The organism is Marinobacter sp. BSs20148, from assembly GCF_000283275.1.
GTDB classification, from domain to species: domain Bacteria; phylum Pseudomonadota; class Gammaproteobacteria; order Pseudomonadales; family Oleiphilaceae; genus Marinobacter; species Marinobacter psychrophilus.
The window spans coordinates 686,936-701,548 of the sequence record NC_018268.1 but is presented as its reverse complement, the minus strand read 5'-3'; the positions used below and the strand labels follow the sequence as shown (position 1 = coordinate 701,548).

Annotated in this window: 13 protein-coding genes; 8 read left to right on the top strand and 5 right to left on the bottom strand. The window is 55.0% G+C overall.

Annotated features, from left to right (window positions below; translation table 11 throughout):
- Positions 1-34 precede the first annotated feature (34 nt).
- The 3 genes from cpdA to MRBBS_RS03160 form a co-directional block, all read right to left on the bottom strand.
- A complete protein-coding gene (gene cpdA / locus MRBBS_RS03170; protein WP_014869974.1) occupies positions 35-850 on the bottom strand; it encodes a 3',5'-cyclic-AMP phosphodiesterase in 816 nt (271 codons plus the stop codon).
- A 156-nt stretch (positions 851-1,006) separates the two neighbouring features.
- Positions 1,007-1,492 carry a DUF1249 domain-containing protein gene (locus MRBBS_RS03165; RefSeq protein ID WP_014869973.1) on the bottom strand — a complete coding sequence of 162 codons (486 nt, stop codon included), beginning with the start codon at positions 1,490-1,492 and terminating at the stop codon, positions 1,007-1,009.
- Positions 1,489-2,109, bottom strand: a complete 621-nt coding sequence (locus tag MRBBS_RS03160) for an NUDIX domain-containing protein (RefSeq protein WP_014869972.1) — start codon at positions 2,107-2,109, stop codon at positions 1,489-1,491. The genes MRBBS_RS03165 and MRBBS_RS03160 overlap by 4 nt, the downstream gene beginning before the upstream one ends.
- 217 nt (positions 2,110-2,326) lie before the next feature.
- Between MRBBS_RS03160 and MRBBS_RS03155 the strand changes: the two genes are divergently transcribed.
- A complete protein-coding gene (locus tag MRBBS_RS03155) occupies positions 2,327-3,712 on the top strand; it encodes a TolC family outer membrane protein (RefSeq protein WP_014869971.1) in 1,386 nt (461 codons plus the stop codon).
- Between the two features lie 30 nt (positions 3,713-3,742).
- Here MRBBS_RS03155 and waaA read toward each other — a convergent pair whose 3' ends face one another.
- Positions 3,743-4,996 (bottom strand): lipid IV(A) 3-deoxy-D-manno-octulosonic acid transferase, encoded by a 1,254-nt coding sequence (gene waaA / locus MRBBS_RS03150; protein ID WP_014869970.1) that lies wholly within the window; start codon positions 4,994-4,996, stop codon positions 3,743-3,745.
- Positions 4,997-5,140: 144 nt separating this feature from the next.
- Here waaA and lpxL point away from each other — a divergent pair, with 144 nt between their 5' ends.
- The 4 genes from lpxL to MRBBS_RS03130 are packed head-to-tail and all read left to right on the top strand — an operon-like array spanning position 5,141 to position 9,192.
- Complete coding sequence (lpxL, locus tag MRBBS_RS03145; RefSeq protein ID WP_083847096.1) at positions 5,141-6,091, top strand: LpxL/LpxP family Kdo(2)-lipid IV(A) lauroyl/palmitoleoyl acyltransferase; 951 nt, start codon at positions 5,141-5,143, stop codon at positions 6,089-6,091.
- Positions 6,075-7,019 (top strand): mitochondrial fission ELM1 family protein, encoded by a 945-nt coding sequence (locus MRBBS_RS03140; RefSeq protein ID WP_014869967.1) that lies wholly within the window; start codon positions 6,075-6,077, stop codon positions 7,017-7,019. Before lpxL ends, MRBBS_RS03140 begins: the two co-directional genes overlap by 17 nt.
- Positions 7,020-7,021: 2 nt before the next feature.
- Positions 7,022-8,155 (top strand): glycosyltransferase family 4 protein, encoded by a 1,134-nt coding sequence (locus tag MRBBS_RS03135; RefSeq protein WP_014869966.1) that lies wholly within the window; start codon positions 7,022-7,024, stop codon positions 8,153-8,155.
- A complete protein-coding gene (locus MRBBS_RS03130; RefSeq protein WP_041635049.1) occupies positions 8,152-9,192 on the top strand; it encodes a glycosyltransferase in 1,041 nt (346 codons plus the stop codon). Before MRBBS_RS03135 ends, MRBBS_RS03130 begins: the two co-directional genes overlap by 4 nt.
- Before the next feature lie 49 nt (positions 9,193-9,241).
- Here MRBBS_RS03130 and MRBBS_RS03125 read toward each other — a convergent pair whose 3' ends face one another.
- A complete protein-coding gene (locus tag MRBBS_RS03125) occupies positions 9,242-10,042 on the bottom strand; it encodes a glycosyltransferase family 2 protein (protein WP_014869964.1) in 801 nt (266 codons plus the stop codon).
- 133 nt (positions 10,043-10,175) lie between these two features.
- Here MRBBS_RS03125 and MRBBS_RS03120 point away from each other — a divergent pair, with 133 nt between their 5' ends.
- The 3 genes from MRBBS_RS03120 to MRBBS_RS03110 all read left to right on the top strand — a co-directional run bounded on the left by MRBBS_RS03120 (position 10,176) and on the right by MRBBS_RS03110 (position 14,604).
- Positions 10,176-11,597 carry a mannose-1-phosphate guanylyltransferase/mannose-6-phosphate isomerase gene (locus MRBBS_RS03120; RefSeq protein ID WP_014869963.1) on the top strand — a complete coding sequence of 474 codons (1,422 nt, stop codon included), beginning with the start codon at positions 10,176-10,178 and terminating at the stop codon, positions 11,595-11,597.
- Entirely contained in the window at positions 11,594-12,499 is a 906-nt protein-coding gene (locus MRBBS_RS03115; RefSeq protein WP_014869962.1) for a lysophospholipid acyltransferase family protein, read from the top strand. The genes MRBBS_RS03120 and MRBBS_RS03115 overlap by 4 nt, the downstream gene beginning before the upstream one ends.
- Before the next feature lie 83 nt (positions 12,500-12,582).
- Entirely contained in the window at positions 12,583-14,604 is a 2,022-nt protein-coding gene (locus tag MRBBS_RS03110) for an O-antigen ligase family protein (RefSeq protein WP_014869961.1), read from the top strand.
- Positions 14,605-14,613 lie beyond the last annotated feature (9 nt).

Genomic DNA, 14,613 nt, shown 5'->3' with positions numbered 1-14,613 from the left:
GGCCCAATAAGATAGTGACTTAGTAGATGGGAGCTTAGTAGCCCCCGCCATCGCGATCCAGTACGACCTTGAAATCCAGCGCCCGGTGCACCTTGGTAGTGAACCCACCGGCGCTGCCCAGCTCGAACCAACGATACCCGGGCGGGCGCTCTTCAACCGAGAACTCACGGGCGCCGGCGGTAAACTGAATACAGGTTGAGGGCGTGCCCAACAGGCGCACGCCGTTTTCCTGCCGGTCCACTTCCTGATGAATATGGCCCCAGGTAACCACCCTGACCTGTGGGTGGCGATTAATAATTTTCCAGAAAGCGTCACGATTGTGCAGGCCGATGTCGGCCATCCAGTTGGCGGTTATATCCACTGGGTGATGATGCAAAGCTATGAGCGCGGGCAACCGGGGGTTCGCTGCCAGGGTTGCTTCTAGCCAGCCCAACTCTTGCCGCGTTAACTCGCCGTGCACCTTGAGCGGGACCGATGAGTCCAGCATCAGAATCTGCCAGCCACCCTGCTTCAGGTGTTTGCGCTCGGCACGGTAGCGGCGGGCAACCGGCCACAGCCGCTCGATATTGTCGTGGTTACCCGGAATCCAAACGCTGTCGCAATCAAATCTCGCCAGCGCCTGCGCCAATGCCTCGTAGGCATCAACGCTGCCATCCTGTGCCAAATCACCGGTGGCCAGCACCAAATCTGGCTGACCGCAGTGTTTCAGTACGTCATCAATCACCGCGGCCAGACTGTCGCGAGTGTTCATGCCAAACAACTTACCATCGCGGCCGGCTTTCAGGTGGGGGTCTGTCAGCTGCAGAACTCTTAGCGGTCGCAGCTCTTGCAACAAAGATTGAGTCGTCATCGGGCAGATCCGGCAAACATGTCGTTAAGGGTGAACCCTAGTTTACGCTGCCCGGAGCTTGCAGACCCTTTGCTGAATGCTAAAGAAGTCACATTCTGGCTAGTTCAGACCGTGTTTTTGTGCGGTTCAGCAGGTTATCAAAACGGTTGGGCGGAATTAATTCTGACAATCGCCCGATGTCCAGACCGCATGCTCCATTGGCAGGTGGCCAAAACGCAGGCAGTAATCCAGCCAGTCAGCCAAAAAACTGTTCACCTGCGCTTTTTCATCGGGGTGGTGCATATAGCGATTGGGATAGTCGTTCACCGGCGCAATCTGGCGGTCACGGTAACAACTGATCACTTCCGCCATCTTGGCGTCGTGATACACCCGCACCGTCATTTGCGGATTGTTCAGCCAGCGCCCGGCGTTGTGCACCTGCTCAAGCAGCAGAGTTTCGGTAAAGCGCGCGATTTGCAGAATTTCGATACGCACCCGGCCTAAGTACTGGTGTTCGCGGTGAAGCTCAAACTCTGCAACGGGCTGACCGTCGGCTTCCAGCTGGCGCAGCTTATGCAGCCTTTGATAATTACCATCACCCAAGGCGCCCAGCTGCCGCAGATCTGGCACGTAGCGCTTGGGCTTCATGGTCCACTGATTCATCGATTCATACCTTCCCGCAGGCGCGGGCGATTCAGCTCCAGCCATTGCAAAGCAATAATGGCGGCGGCGTTGTTGATACGACCGTCCTTGATCATCGCTATGGCGTCTTCAGCAGCCAGAACGTGGGCGCGAATGTCCTCATTTTCGTATTCAAGGCCAAACAGACCGCCAGCGTTTGCGCTGTTGATTTCACCATAATACAGGTAAATCATTTCGGTGGTGCCACCGGGCGACACCAGGTAACTGCAAATAGGGTCCAGGCGTTTAAAACTCAAGCCAGCTTCTTCGTCGGCTTCACGGTGGGCCACGTCTTCCGGGTTTTCGCCCTCTTCGTTCATGCCCGCCACCAATTCCAGCAGCCAGGGCGACTGGTTGCGCCCGATCGCCCCTAGGCGAAACTGCTCTATTAATACGACTTGATCGCGCTGCGGATCATAAGGCAGCACGCAAGTGGCGTCGCCACGGACAAACAACTCGCGGGTGAAAGTGGGCATAGTGCGGCCGTCAAAACGCGGGTGGCTTAGCCACAGTTTGTCCATGCGGAAAAAACCCTGAAACACGGTTTCACGCTTTTCGACGCTGACGTTGTTGGCTTGAAACTGGAACGGTTTGGTCATGGTTTGCCCTAAGCTAAAAACAGTTCTGAAAGATAGTCGCTGGCCTGCATGAATTGCAAGTACGGTGTGGAGCTGGTTTGAGGATTGACTGGCGCGCTCTAATACATGCCTTCTACAACGGTAGAGCTGGCGGCGATAATTGGCCATAATGAGGGATACAGATTTGCTTGCCATCAAGCGGGCTCTCGCCCAAGCGCACAGGTTTTCAGGAGATGAAATGAAGAAACAATTGCTATCCGGGCTTATCGGCCTTTTTGCGGTGTCGCCCGTATTTGCCATGGACCTGATTCAAACCTACGAAAAAGCACTTTCCTACGACTCCGGTATTGCGTCTGCCCGCGCCAGTTTTGAAGCCCGGCAGGCGGCCAGCGATATTAGCCGTAGCAAATTGCTGCCGCAGCTTGGCGCCTCCGCCGACGCTAATTATACGGATAGCGATGGCCCGTCACAGAATGTGGACTACACAACCCTGGGGCTTGGCCTGCAGTTGACCCAGCCGGTGTTTCGCGCTGACGCCTGGTTCAACTACGATGCCAGCAAATTCCAGACCGACTCGGCTCGCGCTCAGTACCATCTTGCCCAACAGCAGCTGATTCTTGATGTGGCCTCCGCCTATTTTGACGTACTGCGGGCGCAAGATACAGTGACCACCCTGCGAGCCACCGAAACGGCTATACAGCGCCAATATGACCAGGCCCAGGAACGCTTCGATGTGGGTTTGATTGCGATTACCGAAGTGCTTGAAGCCCGCGCCACGTTTGATGACATCCGCAGCCAGAGAATTGCTGCGGAAAACAGTCTTAACATCGCCCGCGAGCAACTGGCTCGTTTAACTGGCGAATACACAGAGCAGCTTGAAAATCTGCGCCAGAACTTCCCCCTGAACCCGCCCGAGCCGATGAATCCGGATTTGTGGGAAACCACCGCGCTGGAGCAGAACTGGACCATTCAGGCAGCCATGTTTGACCTGAAAGCCAGCGAGGAAACTTTGAAAGCGGCCAAGGCAGGGCATTATCCAACGGTGGATTTTCAAGCCTCTTATGGTAAGTCAAAAATCGGCGGACTCGATAGCAGCGGCCCGTTAACTCAGCAGCGCAACGGCACCACCACTCAGGGCGTCATTGGCTTCCAACTAAACGTTCCGCTTTACTCCGGCGGCGGCATTCAGGCCGGTGTGCGCCAGCAGCGCTCTTTGCTAACCGTGGCAGAAGAGTCGCTGAACACGGTGCGCCGTGACGTTCGCGTAGACACCCGCAGCCGCTTCCTGACCATCAACAACAATATTGAAACCGCGTCGGCCCTGAACCAGACCATTATATCGCGACGCAGCGCGCTAGACGCCACCCGCGCCGGTTATGACGTAGGCACACGTAACATTGTTGAAGTGCTGGATGCTGAGCGCGCTTACTATGTAGCGCTGCGAGACTTCGCCAACGCCCGTTACGACTACGTGGTGAACTCGTTACGGCTCAAGCAATCAGCTGGCACCCTAAGCCCGCAGGACCTGGTAGAGCTGAACAACTGGCTGAGCGCAAACGCACCGGGCATCGAAGCCCTGGCCAACGACGATACAACCTTAAACAGCCAAACAATGAGCCAGTAAGCCAGTAGCCGTATTTTTCAGCCGGCGGGCCTAAACCCGCTGGCTTATGCCGGCCACCACACGGTCCAAAGCGCCTCGATTACTTTTCACTACCGCCAAAGCGCGCTGACCGCTTTCGTGCAACGCCTGTTGATTATTTAATAGCCGAGTCAGGCACACCAACAACTCCCCAGCAGACTTTACGATGGTTACTCCGTCGTGCTCCTGCAGGCACTCATAAATCGACTCGAAGTTGAATACGTGGGGGCCAGAGATCACCCCTATCCCCCAGGCCGCCGGTTCCAAAGGATTGTGGCCGCCGCGCTCAATCAACGAGCCGCCAATAAAAGCAAGATCACTGGCGCCATACAGCATCATCAATTCGCCCATGGTATCGCCTAAATACACCTGAGCAGCAGCGGGGCTATCGTTCAACGATCGACGAGCGAGGCTGAGACCTGCCTTTTTAACAGCGCTGGCGACCAGCTCGAAACGCTCGGGATGGCGCGGCACAATAATCATCAGTGCATTGGGTACAGCCGCCAGTAGTTTTCGGTGGGCTTTAAGCAGCTGCCTACTTTCACCATCGTGGGTGCTACCGGCGATCCAGACAGGGCGACCGCCAAACTGCGCCTTCAACTGCTGAGCCTGCTCACGTACCCGCGGTTCAATGTCCACGTCAAACTTCACACTGCCAGTAACGGCAACTTTGTCAGCAGCCACGCCAATTCGACGAAACCGCGCTGCATCTTGTTCAGCTTGCGCCGCCACCCAGCTAATGCTCTGCATGACGGGTCTCGCCAAACTTCGAACGCGCTCATAACCCCGCGCCGAACGCTCCGACAGGCGCGCGTTGATCAAAAACACAGGCACGCGCGCTTTACGGCTCTGGCTGATTAGATTAGGCCAGATCTCCGTTTCCATGATAACCAGAATACTTGGCTGAACCCGCGCCAGAAAACGCTTTACCGCGCCTGGTGTATCGTAAGGCACGTAAGCGTATTGCACCTTATTGCCAAACATTTTCTGAGCTTGGGCTAGCCCGGTGTCGGTCATCGCCGTCATCAAAATGGTAACATCCGGATTACGTTCCAAAAGTCGCCGTATCATGGGTGCCGCGGCAATCGTCTCCCCTACCGACACTGCGTGCACCCAGATAACAGGTGCGCTGACCGCCGGCGCAAAGCCAAGACGCTGGGCCCAGTTACGGCGCAAGCGCGGAGAATGGCGACCGCCCCACCACAGGCGCAGAAAAATGTAAGGCAGCAGCAGGCGGATCAGTTGGGAATAGATAAATTGCAGCACAGCGGGCTCCGAATAAGGCAGTGCGCTATCATAGACCAAACACCAGCGATTTGCCTTTAACAGCGGCACCCGCTATTGCTAGCGCCTGGGTATGCTGGAGCTCTGGCTTACCCAAAATTTCCAAGACGTGCGAGTTTGACCTTAGTGAAGAATAAATACCGTAAACAACCGCGAAATACTGACTTGAGTGCGTATCGTCACCCACGCTGGTGGCCTACCTGGGCTGCCATGTCTTTTATGTGGCTGGTAGCGCAGCTGCCCTTACGCGTGCAGTGGTGGCTCGGCTCCAGCCTGGGCCGTCTGGTTTTACGCCTGAGTAGCAGCCGGCGGCGCATCACTGAAACCAACATTCGCCTGTGTTTTCCGCAACTCACGGAGCAGCAGCAACGCGAATTGGTCAAAAAATCGTTTATCGCCAATGGCATTGGCTTGCTGGAAATTGGGGTGTGTTGGTTTTGCGATACCGCCAAACTCAAAGCCATTACCACCCTACATGGGCTGGAGAACTTCGAGCGCGCACTCGAGGGCGGCAAAGGCGTGCTGTTGGTCGGCGGGCACTACAGTACTCTGGAAATGGGGGGCAGCCTTGCCACCCATTTCATAGAATCAAGCGTCATGCAGCGGGACCATAACAACCCGTTGGTGAACGCGATAATGACCCGGGCCCGTGAACGCCGCTACGGCATGGTGCATGGCGCCCGCGACTTGCGTGGACTGTTTCGCAGTCTGAAACAGAACCACGCAGTCTGGTACGCTACCGACCAGGATTACGGCCGCAAAGACATCGTGTTTGCGCCTTTTTTCGGGATACCAACCGGCACCATTACTGCCACCTCCCGCATTGCCGAACGCAGTGGCTGCAAGGTGGTGCCCTTCAGCCACTTTCGCCGCAGCGGCAAACCGGGCTACGACATTTATTTTCATCCAGCTCTGGAGAACTTTCCAAGTGGCGACGACCTTGTTGACGCAACCGCGATCAACCAGACCATAGAGCAGGAAATAAAACGTTCACCGGACCAGTACCTATGGATGCACCGTCGTTTCAAAACCCGACCCGATCCAGATGACCCAGGCTTCTATGGCCGCAAACGCTAACACATCCTGTCCGGTTATCTGGCTGCTAACCGACAACAAGCCGGGCCACCGCAACCAACTCAAAGGCCTTGGCAACCGCCTGCGGGTGCTGGCTGGCGCCTCGCTGCACTGGGTAGACGTGAGCACCGTCAAGACGCCACTATGGCGAGTACTCCTGGGGCGGCCGCCCGTGCTCGACCCTGCTCTACCAAAGCCAGACCTGATCATCGCCGCCGGCTCCGGATCCCATCGCTTACTGTTGGCCCTGCGCAAGGTTAAAGGTGCGCGCACACTGGTGCTGATGAAACCGGGCTTCCCACTGCGCTGGGTAAGTGGAGCCATCATCCCCCAACACGACCGGGTGAAACCGGGCCCGAACCTGTTTCTGACTCAAGGCGCGATCAACGCCATCACCCCTGTTGCAGAACCGAGCACCCAGCCACGCGGATTAATTCTGGTGGGTGGCCCGTCGGCGCATTTTTTCTGGAGCGATGACACGATAATGGCCCAGATTCATGAGTTACTGCACAACTACCCAAAATGGAGCTGGATCATCAGCAGCTCCCGGCGGACGCCCGCCAGCTGCCAGCAGGCGTTGGCTGCGCTTGAAACCAGCCGAATTCAGGTCTTGACCCCGCAGGATACCGGTGAGAACTGGCTCAGCACCGCATTGGCGCACAGCCGTTGCGCCTGGATAACCCCCGATAGCATGTCGATGGTGTGCGAAGCGGCAACCTCTGGCGTACCCACCGGGGTGTTTCAGCTGCCAGCTAAGCGCCGCAGCCGCGTTGCCCTGGGCCTGGCCGCCATGCAGGAGCAGCATCTGGTGGCCACCTGGGATGACCACTACAAGGTTATGACCGTTAGCCCCGGATCACGTATTCTATTCTGGCAGGCAGACGCTGCGGCACGCTGGGTTATGACACACTTTTTACCAACTGGGCTTTAACGATGAAAATTCTTCAGGCGCTGCCAGCGCTGCACAGTGGCGGTGTAGAGCGGGGTACCGTCGAATTCGCCAGACAGCTAACGCACTTGGGCCACAGTTCCTATGTTGTGTCTAGCGGCGGACCTCTGGCGGATATGCTGGAGCAAGAGGGCAGCACCCACATCACCCTGCCCATACACCGCAAATCACTGGCCTCATTTGGCCAGATCTGGCCAATGGCGCGGCTACTGAAAGAGGTGCAACCCGATATTGTGCACGTGCGCTCGCGCATGCCCGCCTGGATTATTCAACTGGCGTTGAAAACCCTGGACAAACAATTGCGCCCGGCCATTGTTACCAGCTTCCATGGAATGTATTCGGTAAGCCCCTACAGCGCGGTGATGACCAAAGCAGATCATATTATTGCGGTGTCGAACTGCGTAAAAGACTACGTAATCGACAATTTTTCTGTGCCCGAGCAAAAGATTACCGTGATTCAGCGCGGTGTCGACGTGAACTATTTCCGCAAGCGTCTGCCTTCCGAGCAGTGGCGCCAGGATTTGTTACAAAACTATCCCCAGCTCAGTGATAAACGCATCCTAATGATGCCGGGGCGAATTACCCGTTGGAAAGGACAGTTACAATTTTTAGACGTGATGGCTGAGCTGGTTCATAACACCCCTGTTGGAGCAAACGAACGGCCTTACCACGGTATTGTGGTGGGCGGAGCCGAACCGGGTAAGAAACACTTTATGGAAGAACTTACCCAGCGCCGTGCCGAGCTTGGCCTGCAGCAACACGTCAGCTTTCTGGGCCAGCGCAGCGATATGGCTGAGTTGTACCAGCTAGCAGACCTAGTGTGTCATCTGTCCACCAAACCCGAACCCTTCGGCCGTACGGTTACCGAAGCACTGGCGTCCGGCACGCCGGTTGCCGCATTCAACCGCGGTGGTGCTGCCGAAACATTACAGGCATGCTTCCGTGACGGACTTGTAACTCCCGATGACACCCGGGAATTCGCCCGGGTTGCACTCAGGCTGTTGAACGATAAAACATCGAATATCGAGATCCCTTTCAGGTTTCGTCTTCAGGCGCAAACAGAGTCGACACTAGAGGTCTACCGCAAAGTTCTTGGCAAAGCGCCCCCGTCATCATGAGCGCACCAGACCATCTCACCGTCGTTCAGCTAATCGCCACTTCGGGAAGCAATTGGGGAGGCATGGAGAAGCATACAGCCGACCTTTCGGAGGAACTTGCGCGCTGCGGCCATAAAGTCCATGTTCTTGCTCACCCTGATTACAGACAACGCTTTTCACACAGGGTTAATTTCCACCCTTTACCGGTTCAATGGGGAAGACGGAACCCCTTGCTTAAGCTGCGTTTAAGGCAAATTATTCGCAAGCTGTCACCCGATGTACTCCACGCCCAAGGCAATAAAGCTGCCGCACTGCTGTCTGGAACGGGAAGACACGGAAACATAACGGTGGGCACTATCCACGGGACAAAAACCAGCCATAAGGATTTCTGCAAGCTTGACGGGGTAATTGCCGTCAGTACCGGGATCTATCAGCGCCTTTCGCACGCCAATACAAAGCTGATATACAACGGCGTAAAGCCTCAGAACGACGGAGCTAGAACAACCAATGCGATTCCTGATGTCCAAGCCTTTGCGCTGGCTATAGGTCGCCTTGAGCCAGTCAAGCAGTTCGACAACCTGATTTCTGCGTGGGCCGCGCTCAAACCGCCACTGCCACTTTACATTCTGGGCGATGGCTCCAGGATGGATCTATTGAAGGCGCAGGTACAACGCCTTGGCGCTGAAACGTTCATAAAACTACCCGGTTACGAAGACAACCCTGCGGCCTGGCTGCAACAAGCGTCGGTCTGCGTAATCAGTTCTGAGCGCGAGGGTTTCCCTTATGCACTGGTTGAAGCGTTACTTGCAAGGTGTCCTGTGCTGTCAACGCCGGTCAACGGTGCGCTTGATCTTCTTCCTGCGGAAAGCCTGGCAGACTCGACCAGCCTGAACGCGCTGCAGACACTCCTGTCGGTGCAACTTGCCGGCCTGGGAGGCCTGAAGAAGAGTCAGGAAGCATGCTTTGGGCGTGCCTCCCGAGAGCTTACCCTAGAGGCCATGGCAAGCCGGACAGAAGCTTTTTATTATGAGCTTCTAGGCAAAAAATCCGTGGACTGACCACACAATTCCCGCCGTGGCTCTGCGCAATCTCTGGTCTATCCTAAAATCACTTTTCTGCGCGGCTCTGGCCATCTATCTCCGCCAGCATCTGTAACTCTTTTGCCTTGGCCAGCCTCATGAAATTTCTATTCGCAGCCGTAATAGAAACACTGAGCCCAAACCAGCCGTTCATGACCTGCCGGTGAATCAGATAATATTTGAGAAACTTGAGAGGGAATTCCACAAACAATCGGCCAGCGGAAATTTTTCGGCCTTTCGCCACCAGATACCGCGCTTGCTCTGATGAAAGCTGGCAGTATTTTCTCTCCATCTGTTCAAGCGATATAAGCGTCCTGTGGAGAACATCTCCCTTTAGATACTCTACCTTCCCCTCCCTCACTTGGGGCCGATCATTATTGCTATCTTTCTCCGCCTCAATTGCAGCCTTTTTCCGGTTGTATAGCCGCAGGATCTTCTTGCTTTTATCATGCCTGAACGGGTGCCCGGGGTTCGGTTGAGACAACACCCAGCGCATTTTAAAGCCCGCTATGTCAGCCGGGATGGGTGCCTCGAAAAGCGCCTTTATATTTTCAACAAGTTCGTCCGACAGGATTTCATCAGCATCCAGATCCAGTACCCAGTCGTTGCGGCAAAGACTTGCGGCATACGCCTTCTGACACGCGAAGCCGTACCAATCATTGTGCACAAACCGGGCACCTGCCGATTTCACAATATCCCTGGTGTTGTCTGTACTGCCAGAGTCCACGACAATGACTTCATCAACCCAGCCAATCACCTTTGCCAGCGACTCCGGGAGCCTCATCTCTTCGTTCTGGGTAATGTAGTAAACGGATAGCGGTAGTTTCATCACAGCTCCTGGCATTAAAGCAGTCGACTCAAGCCTCAGGCCGGTCATTATTACGATGCCAGTATGGTAAAGTATTTCACCTCAGGTTGGTGCTTTTCCAAAGCTTTCACAAACTCAGGCCCGGAGTAAACTCATGATTCACCCCGTCATTATGGCTGGCGGTACCGGCTCACGACTTTGGCCACTTTCGCGCCAGCTGAATCCCAAGCAGTTTCTGAAACTGACGGACCCAAAGTGGTCGATGCTGCAATCCACCGTTGCCCGGCTCAATGGCCTAGCGGCGCAACCGCCGTTAATCATCTGCAATGAGCAACACCGTTTCATTGCTGCCGAACAAATGCGTCAGGCGGGCTTTCAGGGTGCCCATATTATACTAGAGCCCTGCGGCCGCAACACAGCGCCGGCCATTGCGCTCGCCGCACTGCAATTGCAAAAGGCTCGCCAGCAAGGCGAAGAAGACCCTGTCATGCTGGTTTTGGCGGCCGACCATCTTATTCAGAACGTGCCAGCCTTCCAAAGATGTGTTCAGCAGGCCAATACCCTGGCACTGGCAGACAAGCTGGTTACGTTTGGCATTACGCCCACGCATCCGGAAACCGGCTACGGTTATATCTGCCAGGGCGAAGCAATCAATGAACATGGCCACAGGGTCGAAGCCTTTGCTGAAAAGCCGGATATGGACACCGCCAAAAGCTATCTGAAGTCCGGCAACTACCTGTGGAACAGCGGTATGTTCATGTTCCGCGCAGGGCGCTATCTGGAAGAACTGGGCAAACATCGCCCGGATATTCTGGCCGCCTGCGAGGCAGCCATGGAAAACGTTAGCCAGGATTTTGATTTTACCCGTGTTGACGAAGCTCGTTTCGCCGAATGCGCAAATGAATCGGTAGACTACGCGGTGATGGAAAAAACCGACGCTGCGGCGGTTGTGGCGCTAGACGCTGGTTGGAGCGATATCGGTTCCTGGTCTGCGCTGTGGGAAGTCAGCCCTAAAGATTCCCACGGCAACAGTACCAGTGGCGACGTGATGACTCTGGACACCCATAACACCCTGGTACGCGCCGACAGCCGTTTGCTGGCGACCCTTGGCGTAGACGACCTGGTGATCATCGAAACCAAAGACGCGGTGCTGGTGGCCCATAAAGACAAAGTGCAGGATGTAAAAAAACTGGTGGCGCAGCTGCAAGCTGACGGGCGCTTCGAGCACCTGAATCATCGAGAAGTTTACCGGCCCTGGGGCGTGTACGACTCCATCGACAGCGGCGAACGCTACCAGGTTAAACGGATTACCGTAAAACCCGGGGCCAAGCTGTCGGTGCAAATGCACCACCACCGAGCCGAACACTGGATTGTGGTCAGTGGGACGGCAAAAGTGACCAACGGCGAAAAAACCTACCTTGTTACGGAAAACCAATCCACCTACATTCCTGTCGGTCAGGTTCATTCGCTGGAAAATCCGGGCGTCATCAATCTGGAGCTGATTGAAGTGCAGTCCGGCTCTTATCTCGGAGAAGACGACATTGTGAGATACGAAGATAGGTACGGGCGCAAATGAGAAAACTGAAATACTTTTTTATAACCAGTGTGCTTGGCATCGCTGGCTCTTTGTCACTAGCCACGGCCCAGAAGCTAGGCCGCATGGTGGGGTGGTTCTTATGGAAGCTGCAAACCCAGCCCCGTGACGTCACGGCAACCAATTTGGCAATTTGCCTGCCAGAATTGACGTCGACCGAACGCGCCGAACTAACAAAAGCCTCATTGGCCAGCACCGGAATGACGATGCTCGAAGTACCCTTGATGTGGGAGTGGCCGGTCGAAAAGTGCCTTGATTTGATAAAAGAGACGCAAGGCCTGGCGCTAATTAACGAGGCAATGACTGATGGCAGTGGGTTGATCCTGCTCGCACCACACCTTGGGAATTGGGAACTCGCAGGCCTATTCTTCTCTTCACGCTACAAAATGGCCGCTCTGTACAGCCCTCCGAACATGGCAGAGTTTGAGGACTACATGATTCGGGTTCGCGGCCGCCTGGGTTCGGAACTGGTGCGCGGCGACCGCCGAGGGCTGGCACGACTAGCCTCCATTTTACGGGAAGGCGGCGTTGCCGGAATTCTTCCGGACCAGTCACCCCGAGGTGCTGGAAACGCCTTTGCGCCCTTTTTCGGCATGGAGGTTAAAACCATGACACTGGTTGCGAAACTGATGCAACGCACTGGTGCAAAAGTGCTGATCACCTATACCGAACGGCTCAACAACGCCGAGGGCTTTCGCATTGTTGTGCGCGAAACAGAGCCAAACATAGACAGCAAAGACCCGGTGCAGGCCGCCACAGCACTGAACCGCTCCATAGAGCATTGCATACGCAAGATACCGGCGCAGTATCAATGGGAATACAAGCGTTTGAGACATCGGCCACCCGGGGAAATCAACCCCTATAACCCCGACAAGGTGTGCTAAAAACGACAAACGACAAACGACAAACGCTAAAAACCGCACATAAAAAGCCTTTGCTAACCACCTAATATTGGATGAATAAATCTATGACACCCCCTAGCCGATGGCTTGTCGCTCTGCTTTTTTGCTTTGGCATTGGCGGATCCCTTTTGTCTTCAGACATTTTGGCGGGTGCAACGCTGCTTATTGCGATTGGGGGTATGGTAATCGGCTATCGTAAGGCTCTTTACGCCAACGGCTGGGACAAACCCAAAGAACTGCGGTTGCTGCATTTTGCCTTCTGGTTTTTTGTTCTTATAAGTACAGCCTCCTGGGCCCTGGAAGGCTTTAGTTACGAGGGTGGCAAAACCCTCGGTGCTCACGCCCGTTTCATTCTGCTATGGCCACTGCTTCTGGCGCTTACTTACGCACGCATTGGCGCAACCACGGTGTTCACGAGCACCGCTTTGCTATCGGCATCCACGGTAATTTTGCTGGCAGCGGCCATGATCTCCGATAATAGTTCGCTGGGGCAGATGCTAACTGGTCGTTTTGGAGGCGGAATAAACCCCATCAGCTTTGGCAATATTGCGCTCTTGGGAGGCATGATAACGCTAACCGGCGGCATCTACTTCTTGCATACCCGGCGCCAACCCGCGGGCTTTCTACTGCTATTTTTGGGTATTGCCAGCGTTTTTGTCGCCATGCTCTCGCAAACCCGCAGCAACCTTGTTGCCCTACCGGTGTTTTTGCTGCTGTTAATACCGCTGTTTGGGAAGCGACTGCGGATTGTCGCGGCCGTCGTTATCCCCGTTATTCTGGCCGGCGCTCTCGTCAGCAACGATCGCATGGTAAGCTCCATCCGCAACCTGATGCAGCACAACAATCCCGACTCAGGTATTTCCATCAGGTTTGAAGTCTGGGGCCAGGCCTGGCAGATGTTCAGCGAAAATCCGCTGACCGGTGCAGGGCTTGGCGGTTACAGCCGTGGCATAGAAGCCGCCGTGGCATCAGGGCAGGCGCCGGAAGTTCTGCTGCAATGCTGCACCGGCCATGCCCACAGTGACTTTTTCAATGTCGCTGCCACCAGCGGCATTCCGGGAATTCTAAGCTGGGCGCTTCTGTTATTGATACCGCTGACACTGTTCGGCCGACATCTGTTCAGCACGCACAAGCCGAGCGCTCACCTAGCGGTGACCGGCACCATGATCAGTGCCGGCTATTTCCTGTTTGGATTGACCGAAGCCACGTTCAACCGCACGCTGTTTTTGACCTTTTATCTGCTGTCGATTTCGGGTGTCGCCGCTGCACTGTTCCAAGAACTTGGCGCATCGTATACCGGCCGACGATCGGTAAAAGTGTCGGCGACCATCATTACCAAAAACGAAGAACATCATATTGCCGACTGCCTGCAGTCAGCGCGGCTTGTGGCGGATGAAATTATCGTTCTTGATAGCGGCAGCACCGACAGAACGGTAGAGATTGCAAAGCAATATGCGGATATCGTAGAAGTGACAGACTGGCCAGGATTTGGCGTTCAAAAACAACGAGCTCTAGAAAAAGCAACCGGTGACTGGGTATTGTCTCTGGATGCCGATGAGCGCATCAGCCCGGAGTTGGGCCGTGAAATTAACCACCGGCTCGCGGCGCCCGATGCAGACGCCTACAAACTACCCTGGGCGGTGACTATTTACGGCACGCGCCTGGATTTTGGCCGCAGCGGACGAGCGCCACTAAGACTGTTCCGCCGAGAAGGCGTACGTTTTTCCGACGCACTGGTACACGAACGTATTCTGATCCCTAAAGGCCGAAAAACCAGAACATTGTGCGGCCGGCTTACCCACTACACCCATCGCGACTTTGGTCACTCACTGGAGAAAAGTGCTAAATATGCCTGGCTTGGGTCTTTGGAGAAACACCGGCGTGGTAAAAAAACCCGGACAATGATTTATCCAACTTTGAGAGGAATACTGACTTTTATTCAAGTATATTTTGTACGTTTCGGGTTTCTTGACGGAGCAGTCGGTTACTTGACAGCTGTTACCTATGCCCAGGTAACCTTTAACAAATACGTTGGCCTATGGACTCTTTCTCGCAAAGATAGCCTTTTGAAAAACAGGCAGTTATGAACGAGATTT

What these genes read in the sequence shown, in the direction of transcription:
- cpdA (WP_014869974.1), bottom strand. Translation starts at nt 850, where the DNA reads ATGACGACTCAATCTTTGTTGCAAGAGCTGCGACCGCTAAGAGTTCTG.
- MRBBS_RS03165 (WP_014869973.1), bottom strand. Translation starts at nt 1,492, where the DNA reads ATGAATCAGTGGACCATGAAGCCCAAGCGCTACGTGCCAGATCTGCGG.
- MRBBS_RS03160 (WP_014869972.1), bottom strand. Translation starts at nt 2,109, where the DNA reads ATGACCAAACCGTTCCAGTTTCAAGCCAACAACGTCAGCGTCGAAAAG.
- MRBBS_RS03155 (WP_014869971.1), top strand. Translation starts at nt 2,327, where the DNA reads ATGAAGAAACAATTGCTATCCGGGCTTATCGGCCTTTTTGCGGTGTCG.
- MRBBS_RS03140 (WP_014869967.1), top strand. Translation starts at nt 6,075, where the DNA reads ATGGCCGCAAACGCTAACACATCCTGTCCGGTTATCTGGCTGCTAACC.
- MRBBS_RS03135 (WP_014869966.1), top strand. Translation starts at nt 7,022, where the DNA reads ATGAAAATTCTTCAGGCGCTGCCAGCGCTGCACAGTGGCGGTGTAGAG.
- MRBBS_RS03130 (WP_041635049.1), top strand. Translation starts at nt 8,152, where the DNA reads ATGAGCGCACCAGACCATCTCACCGTCGTTCAGCTAATCGCCACTTCG.
- MRBBS_RS03125 (WP_014869964.1), bottom strand. Translation starts at nt 10,042, where the DNA reads ATGAAACTACCGCTATCCGTTTACTACATTACCCAGAACGAAGAGATG.
- MRBBS_RS03120 (WP_014869963.1), top strand. Translation starts at nt 10,176, where the DNA reads ATGATTCACCCCGTCATTATGGCTGGCGGTACCGGCTCACGACTTTGG.
- MRBBS_RS03115 (WP_014869962.1), top strand. Translation starts at nt 11,594, where the DNA reads ATGAGAAAACTGAAATACTTTTTTATAACCAGTGTGCTTGGCATCGCT.
- MRBBS_RS03110 (WP_014869961.1), top strand. Translation starts at nt 12,583, where the DNA reads ATGACACCCCCTAGCCGATGGCTTGTCGCTCTGCTTTTTTGCTTTGGC.